General features: G+C 40.6%; 7 protein-coding genes. 1 reads left to right on the forward strand and 6 read right to left on the reverse strand.

The features are described 5' to 3' along the window. Window positions 1-29: 29 nt before the first annotated feature. The 6 genes from coaD to rfaQ form a co-directional block, all read right to left on the reverse strand. Window positions 30-512 carry a pantetheine-phosphate adenylyltransferase gene (gene coaD, locus AB204_RS09620; RefSeq protein ID WP_047963172.1) on the reverse strand — a complete coding sequence of 161 codons (483 nt, stop codon included), beginning with the start codon at window positions 510-512 and terminating at the stop codon, window positions 30-32. Then, window positions 512-1,285, reverse strand: coding sequence for a glycosyltransferase family 2 protein (locus AB204_RS09625; protein ID WP_047963161.1), 774 nt, complete (start codon window positions 1,283-1,285; stop codon window positions 512-514). Before AB204_RS09625 ends, coaD begins: the two co-directional genes overlap by 1 nt. After that, window positions 1,285-2,562: a lipid IV(A) 3-deoxy-D-manno-octulosonic acid transferase gene (gene waaA, locus AB204_RS09630; RefSeq protein WP_047963162.1), complete on the reverse strand. Its 1,278-nt coding sequence runs from the start codon at window positions 2,560-2,562 to the stop codon at window positions 1,285-1,287. The genes AB204_RS09625 and waaA overlap by 1 nt, the downstream gene beginning before the upstream one ends. Before the next feature lie 103 nt (window positions 2,563-2,665). Further along, window positions 2,666-3,769 (reverse strand): glycosyltransferase, encoded by a 1,104-nt coding sequence (locus AB204_RS09635; protein WP_047963163.1) that lies wholly within the window; start codon window positions 3,767-3,769, stop codon window positions 2,666-2,668. Further along, a complete protein-coding gene (locus AB204_RS09640) occupies window positions 3,766-4,896 on the reverse strand; it encodes a glycosyltransferase family 4 protein (protein ID WP_047963164.1) in 1,131 nt (376 codons plus the stop codon). The genes AB204_RS09635 and AB204_RS09640 overlap by 4 nt, the downstream gene beginning before the upstream one ends. Next, window positions 4,893-5,963 (reverse strand): putative lipopolysaccharide heptosyltransferase III, encoded by a 1,071-nt coding sequence (gene rfaQ, locus AB204_RS09645; protein ID WP_047963165.1) that lies wholly within the window; start codon window positions 5,961-5,963, stop codon window positions 4,893-4,895. Before rfaQ ends, AB204_RS09640 begins: the two co-directional genes overlap by 4 nt. A gap of 192 nt (window positions 5,964-6,155) precedes the next feature. On the opposite strand from rfaQ, the gene AB204_RS09650 reads away from it, so the two are divergent. Next, window positions 6,156-7,115 (forward strand): polysaccharide deacetylase family protein, encoded by a 960-nt coding sequence (locus tag AB204_RS09650; RefSeq protein ID WP_047963166.1) that lies wholly within the window; start codon window positions 6,156-6,158, stop codon window positions 7,113-7,115. Window positions 7,116-7,280: the final 165 nt, after the last annotated feature.

Below are 7,280 nucleotides of genomic sequence, written 5' to 3' on the forward strand. Positions count from 1 at the left end.
CTAAGAAAGATGCCCCCGGCATAATGATATTACTTATCTAATTTCTGTCGCATTGCCTGAGCAACTGGCTCAGACAGGAATGATGAAATATCACCATCATGGCGTGCAACATCCTTGATTAAGGATGAGGATATGAAGGATAGATCTTGAGAAGGCAGTAAAAAGACACTTTCCAGCTCCGGCATAAAATGTCGGTTCATATTGGCAAGTTGCCACTCATATTCAAAATCGGAAACAGAACGTACCCCGCGAATTAAGATGGTAGCTTGTTGTTTTTTGGCAAAATTGACCATTAATTCACAAAATCCAACCACATCGACATTCTCCAGATGGGCAGTGGCCTCTTTTGCCAAAGCAACGCGTTCTTCCAAACTGAACATCGGATTTTTTCTGTCACTATTGGCGACAGCCAGTAGAACATGATCGAACATATTGGCTGCACGAGTAACGATATCAAGGTGACCGTAAGTGATGGGGTCAAAGGTACCGGGATAAATCGCTTTTCTTTTCATCATTTTTTACTCTTTGTTTGAGTCAATTCCCAAAGTGCAGCATATTTATTGAATGTATATTGAGCATTCACCATAGCTAACACTAACCCTTGCTTACCATCAAGAAAGCCCACCCTTAATAGCCAGGTTTTGAAAAATGCGCCTAACGTATGGCTGAAGATAGAAAAATAATGAGTCCTTTTGCCTTGTTCGTAGCGATGTTTTGCCCAATCTCTCGCATAATTCAATTGTTTTTGCTGGAATTCCATCAGATTGCGGCAGGTTAAATGACGCAAGTCGCCTTTTAGTGTCACGATGGACGCACCTTGAGTATCAAGGGATTCATGAACCTGATTGTCGTTGTATTGATAACGTTCACGACAATAGAGACGAATAACTTTATCGGGATACCAGCCGCTGTGTTTCATGAACCGCCCCATAAAGAGATTCAGGCGTGAACAACTATAGACTTTCTTGTCATCAGGATTGGCTAAGACTTGTTCAATTGATGCTTTTAATTCTGGAGTCACGCGTTCGTCAGCATCAATCATAAAAATGTAATCGCCGCTGGCATAGGATTGAGCGAGCTGCCGCTGGCGGCCAAAACCAGGCCATTGGGTATTCGTGTAGACTTTTGCGCCCATCTCACTGGCTATCTGGCAGGTTTCATCGGTGCTGCCGGAATCTAACACGATGATTTCATCTGCCCAATTTACGGAAAGCAGGCAATCTTCAATCAAGTCGGACGCATTTTTAACAATCATGACAACGGACAGACGTTTTTGCGCACCCATCAATGGCTCCTTGGCGGGAGATAAGGTTCCAGTAATTTTAGCAAGCGCTGAAGTGCGCCTTGGTTTTCGTGCAGGACTTCTGCGGCATGACGGCCATAATAGAGTCGGTAATCTTCATCTGTCAGCAGGCTGTTGATGGCTGAACTTAATGATTGGCTATCCGTGACAGTAATCAGCCCGTCAGCTTTATCCAGCTTGGCACAGATATCTTTAAAATTAAATGTATGCGGACCCATAATAACGGGAATAGCATGTGCTGCCGCTTCCAGAGGATTATGTCCACCACGCTCTGTCAGGCTTCCCCCGACAAAAGCCAAATCAGCGATTCCGTACAAAAGCATTAATTCGCCCATGGTATCTCCAATGACTACCTGCACATTGGCACCCGGGATTGTGTCAGCACTCCGCAATATCGCGTTCAGCCCGGCTTTTTGTGTCAGCTCAGCAGCTTTACCGAAACGCTCAGGATGACGAGGTACTAAAATTAACAAGAGATCGGGAAATTGTTTGAGTAGCTTGCAATGTGCATCCAGAATGATGCTTTCTTCCCCGTCATGGGTGCTGGTTGCAATCCATACAGGGCGGTGAGGAGCCCATTGGCGACGTAGTGTGATGGCCTTGGCCGCCAATTCCGGCGTCACAGAAATATCGAACTTAAGACTGCCGGTCACAGAGAGTTGGGAACGCCTTAATCCCAATTCGATAAAACGGTCTCCATCTTCCTGATTTTGCGCAGCAATCAGTGTGATCTTATTTAAAATGGTCTTAATAAAGCTGCTAATTTTTTGATACCCAGCAGCAGAGCGGGTTGATAACCTTGCGTTGGCGATAACTAATGGTATTTCGCGTTGGTGCAACTGAGTGATCAGATTTGGCCACAACTCGGTTTCCATAATGATCACTAGCTTTGGATTGACGTTATCAAGAAAACGGCTCATTGAACCGGGCAAATCGTAGGGAAGATATACATGATTAACATCCGAGCCTAGTGCAGACAGAACCCTTTCAGAACCAGTCGGTGTCATGGTTGTTATCGTTATGGGCAAAAAAGGATAATGATGTCGCAAAATCCGCACTAACGGAATGGCAGCCAATGTCTCTCCGACAGAGACGGAATGCAGTAAAATTCCACCGGGGGTAACTTTTTTGGCACAGAAACCATAACGTTCCCCCCAGCGTTTTCGGTACGCAGGTGATTTACGGCTGCGCAGCAGCAAGCGTAACCAGATAATTGGTTGGATAAGGTAGAGAAGTACCTGATATAAGCGAAGCAACATTCTATCAAATTCACTGACATAGACTGCGGCTATAGTATCACATTGGCTTGAAGAAAGTGTGTAAAATGCAGTCCCTGTTTACTTATGAACGAGAGTTGTTTACTTATTTTTCTATTAATTCAATATATTGTTTCTGTATATAGTGTGCTTCAAATTTGTCATACATCTTATCTGTGATGTGTGGGGGGGAATCATAAGCAAGTTGTATTTTTTTCGCTAAAGAATCCGCATCAAGCGTGGATAGATAATCTTTCAACTCACCTGTCATTATTTCCCTGACACCACCAGGGCAATCAGTACTGACAATCGGAGTATGACAAATTAATGCTTCAATTAATACTGTTGGTAAACCCTCACTGTCTGAACTGATAACAACTGCTTTTGCTTCATTGATAATCGGGTGTGGGTTAGAGTAAAAACCCGCCAAAATAGCTTTATCATCTAACCCATGCTCATGGATTTTTACTTTTAGACTCTCTTCAATTTCCTTGGAACCTTTTCCCACTATGAGCAGCTTGCATGGGAGATTTGCTTTTGCAAAAGCCTCTATTAATCTGTCCTGACGTTTTACTTGATGGAAGCGCCCAACATGTAGAATGTAATCCAGTCCATGATAAGGGTTGGTTTCTGATGCTTTTGTTTTTATTTGCTCAAAATCAAAGGGATTGTAGATGGTTTTTATCCGCTTGGGTCGTATTGCAATATTGTTTAGCAGATCGTCGCCAACGGCTTTGGAGACGCAAATGAGGTTCCTGTTTTTATAAACTTTTTGGATTTTTCTTTTTTTTATCCAATAAGAAAAGCCACTCTTGTTGCTTAAATATGATTGAGAATAAATACCATGAATACAATGCCATACATTACAATTTTTTAAGATTTCTGATTTAACAACAATACGATCAGTTTTATGCAGATTAGAAACGACGAGCGCAGGTCTGCCTTTTTCCTGAAAAAGCTTAAATAAAACTTTATCCATTGCTTTAGCTCTGCGGTTTATCTCATTGAGCTTTCTGAATGGCCCTTGATAGTTATCTGAACTGACAATGTAATGAATATCTTCTGGAATGGTATAATCCAACTGAGTATTGAGTGAAAGTAATGAAATTTGGTAGTTTGATTGATTTAAACCAGCTGCAAGACGGAGGGTAACGTTCTCAGCACCTCCTCCTGGCAACCCATCAATAATAAAAAGAATGTGCTCTTTCACTGTGCTAAAACTCGTTGATAAAGATCAATTAATTGTTTAGATAAATTCTCAGGGGTTGCAGAGATTATCTGGTTTCTGGCTGCAATTGACATATCTGTGCCGAATATATTATCAGGAATGGAATGAACAGCATCCCTTAATTTTTCAATATCTAATGCATCACAGATAAAACCATTTTTTCCTTCGTTGATGAATTCTGCGCCTCCACATGTAGTGCTTGTGATAACAGGCAAACCACATGCCATAGCTTCAAGGATAACATTGGGGAAGGGATCATAGAGTGTTGGCAGAAGCAAACCATCAGACAATTGATAAAAAGGCAGTGTATTTTTTTGTAACCCCATAAAACGGACGCGATGAGTACATCCTAAAGTGTTTGCAAGTTCCTGATATTTTTTCTGCTCTTTGTCTTTGCCGATAACCAAGAGATAATCATCTGTTTTGGCAACGGTTTTAATGGCTGCGGATAATCCTTTTCGTTCAAATCCGGAACCAACATAAATCAAGCATTTTGCAGTCGCAGGGATTTGATATTGCTGCCTAAGTTGTAGGCGGGATGGCTCATCGGCCGGAAAAAACTTTGTATTATCAATTGAGTTATATATAACGACAATTTTATCTTCAGCTAATCCAAATTCTTCTATGATCTCTTTTTTGACCATCTCAGCGTTACAGATCACCTTTTTTAAGGCAGGATCTGTATACATTTCTGTCTCGGCATTCATTACATAACGATGATATCGATCATTCAACAGCCACTTTGCTTTCCATTTTGGTAAGATACGGGTGCGCTGTAGTAACCATCGCTTATGGACCCCATCTCCGGCCCGATAAATGTCACAGCCCGCAATGCGCTCATGACTTTGGACCAAATCAAATTGTTCTTTTTGCCATAATCTTCGCGCTGATTTGGCAAAACCCCGTTCGCGGCTTATTCTTCCATATTTAATGGGATTGCATAAGTGAATATGCCAATTGGGATTACTGATACCTTGCCAGGAACGAGTAATGACATTAAGTTCAAGTTGTTGGTGTTCTAGCGCTTCTAATGCCCTTGAAACAAAACGTTCAGCGCCTCCATCTGGGCGATATTTTTGACGGACAATGGCTAAACGTAACGGTTTCATGAAATATATTTCCTTGCTGCTGAAATGACTGCATCCACAGGTATTAGGTCTAAATAACGTTTGTTTGTGTGGGTTTTTATGTCGTCGGGGTGAGGAATATTGCCATAATCGCCAGCCCAAATCACTTCACCGACAGATTGCCAAGGTTTCCAAAATGTTAGTTTAGATGGGCCGAATAATGCAAGACAGGGAGTTTTTAGAGCAGCAGCCATATGCATTGGTACTGAGTCTACGCCAATAAATAGCTTGGCATGGTCAATCAATGCAGCCAGCTTGGGTAACGTTAATTCCCCTGCCAGAGAAAGGATATATTTTTTATCATTAGGGCAGTATGACAAAATGGTATTTACCATTTCTAATTCCCGTTTATCTGGGCCAGCAGTAATGATAATACTGTGTCCATCCTTTTGTAGTGAAGTTATCACTTCTGCCATTTTTTTTTCATCCCAACATTTAAAAAACCACCTGGATGTAGGTTGGATGACGACATATTTTTCTGGAAATTGATGTTTAGACAGCGTCTCACTTACCCATTCTGCATCTTTACTATTATAACTCATCGTTACTTTTGTGATGAGTGAAGGAAGTTGCAATGGTTTTAGGATAGAAAGGTTTTGTTCTACAATATGTAATGAATCGTGATCATCTGTCGGTATAACTTCAGTATGGCAGAAACGCCATTTCCAATTTTGTCGTTTAGGGTAATCAAGTGCCAGACGAATAGGTGCCCCAGTAAAACGAGTGATAAAGGCACTTCTCCATTGATCAGCAAGATTGATCACTAAATCATAGTGTTGTTGCCGTAATGTTTTGAGCAGTGTCCATTCATGCCATAATTTTTTTCTGGTACTTAGTTCTCTCCATTTACGGTCTATGGAAAAAATACGAGAAATCTCTGTTGAATTTTCCAGCATAGGTGAGGTTTCCTGATACAGGAGCACATCAATTTTTGCATTTGGGTAGTGATGAGAGAGAGTGCTGATAACAGGTGTTACTAGCAGCATATCACCGTGATGTTGTAATTTAATCACCAAAATCCGTTTGATTTTATTGATTTTTTTTATCATTTTTTGAGTTCTTTAGAATATCAATGTCATATGGCGATCTTAATTTAAAAATCACAGAGTGCCACCTCAACAGGACTGCCTTGTTGGATAAAGTTTACACTCAATCGCGTCGTTAGGATTCTCTAATTGCGTTACGTGCTTGCTATGCGTACCATTAAAATAACTATTTCTATCACATTTTGGTGCATATTGATGTCATTACCCGCTTTTATTATCACGATCGACACTGAAGGTGATGATCTATGGCAAAATCGGGAGCAGATCTCGACAAAAAATACATATTATCTGCCAAGATTTCAGAATCTCTGTGAGCGCTTTGGTTTCAAACCAGTCTGGTTAACCAACTATGAAATGGCAATAGATGATAGCTATATCGAATTTGCCAAAGATGTAGTCGCCAGAAATACCGGGGAAATAGGTATGCATTTGCATGCATGGAACAGCCCTCCCATAGCTTCCCTGACTGATGACGATATGCATTATAAACCTTATCTGATTGAATATCCGAAAGATCAAATTAAAGCAAAAATCGATTTCATGACCAATCTTCTGGAAGAAAGACTCCAGACAAAGATGTTGAGTCATCGTGCAGGTCGCTGGGCATTTAATGAGCATTATGCACAATTATTGGTTGAATATGGATATCAAGTAGATTGTTCCGTTACCCCTAAAGTTAATTGGTGCTTTACCAAGGGAAACCCTAATGGAAACGGTGGTACAGATTATAGCCATTTCCCTACTTATGCTTATTTTATGGATTTACAGGATATTTCCAAAGAAGGAAATTCTTCGTTACTGCAAGTTCCGATGAGTATTCAGTATAAACATTCTCCGGTCATGAACTTTATTAAGCAGAAATATGATCGATTGAGAGGAAAACATCGTTCACCATCAGTTAACTGGTTGCGTCCGAAAGGGGGGAATTTGGAGCAGATGAAAGCTGTTGTTCGGCAAACTTTGGCATCTGGCAGTGATTATGTTGAGTTTATGCTGCATTCCTCCGAATTTATGCCGGGAGGCAGTCCAACGTTTAAAAATGAGGAACAGATTGAACAGCTTTATCGGGATCTGGAAGGATTGTTTGAGTTTTTGAAACCATTGGTGCAAGGGATGACGCTCGCGGAGTATTATAGGTTGCAATATAAACGATGAGTTACGCTTATATATTTACGATGAAAGAAAAACTCTAGCAACAAAATGATTTTTATTTTATGTAGAAGAATATGCTGTAATTTTTAATAAATATAATGGAGAAAACTTAAAAAATAGATTGGTATGGTAAATTAGAGATTATTCTCCTTGGCCTAGGTTCTGAAG

The organism is Xenorhabdus khoisanae (assembly GCF_001037465.1).
GTDB classification, from domain to species: Bacteria; Pseudomonadota; Gammaproteobacteria; order Enterobacterales; family Enterobacteriaceae; genus Xenorhabdus; species Xenorhabdus khoisanae.

Bases quoted from the DNA above. Each gene is read 5' to 3' on its own strand.
- AB204_RS09625 (WP_047963161.1), bottom strand. From the start codon at position 1,285: ATGGGTGCGCAAAAACGTCTGTCCGTTGTCATGATTGTTAAAAATGCG.
- waaA (WP_047963162.1), bottom strand. From the start codon at position 2,562: ATGTTGCTTCGCTTATATCAGGTACTTCTCTACCTTATCCAACCAATT.
- AB204_RS09640 (WP_047963164.1), bottom strand. From the start codon at position 4,896: ATGAAACCGTTACGTTTAGCCATTGTCCGTCAAAAATATCGCCCAGAT.
- coaD (WP_047963172.1), bottom strand. From the start codon at position 512: ATGAAAAGAAAAGCGATTTATCCCGGTACCTTTGACCCCATCACTTAC.
- rfaQ (WP_047963165.1), bottom strand. From the start codon at position 5,963: ATGATAAAAAAAATCAATAAAATCAAACGGATTTTGGTGATTAAATTA.
- AB204_RS09650 (WP_047963166.1), top strand. From the start codon at position 6,156: ATGTCATTACCCGCTTTTATTATCACGATCGACACTGAAGGTGATGAT.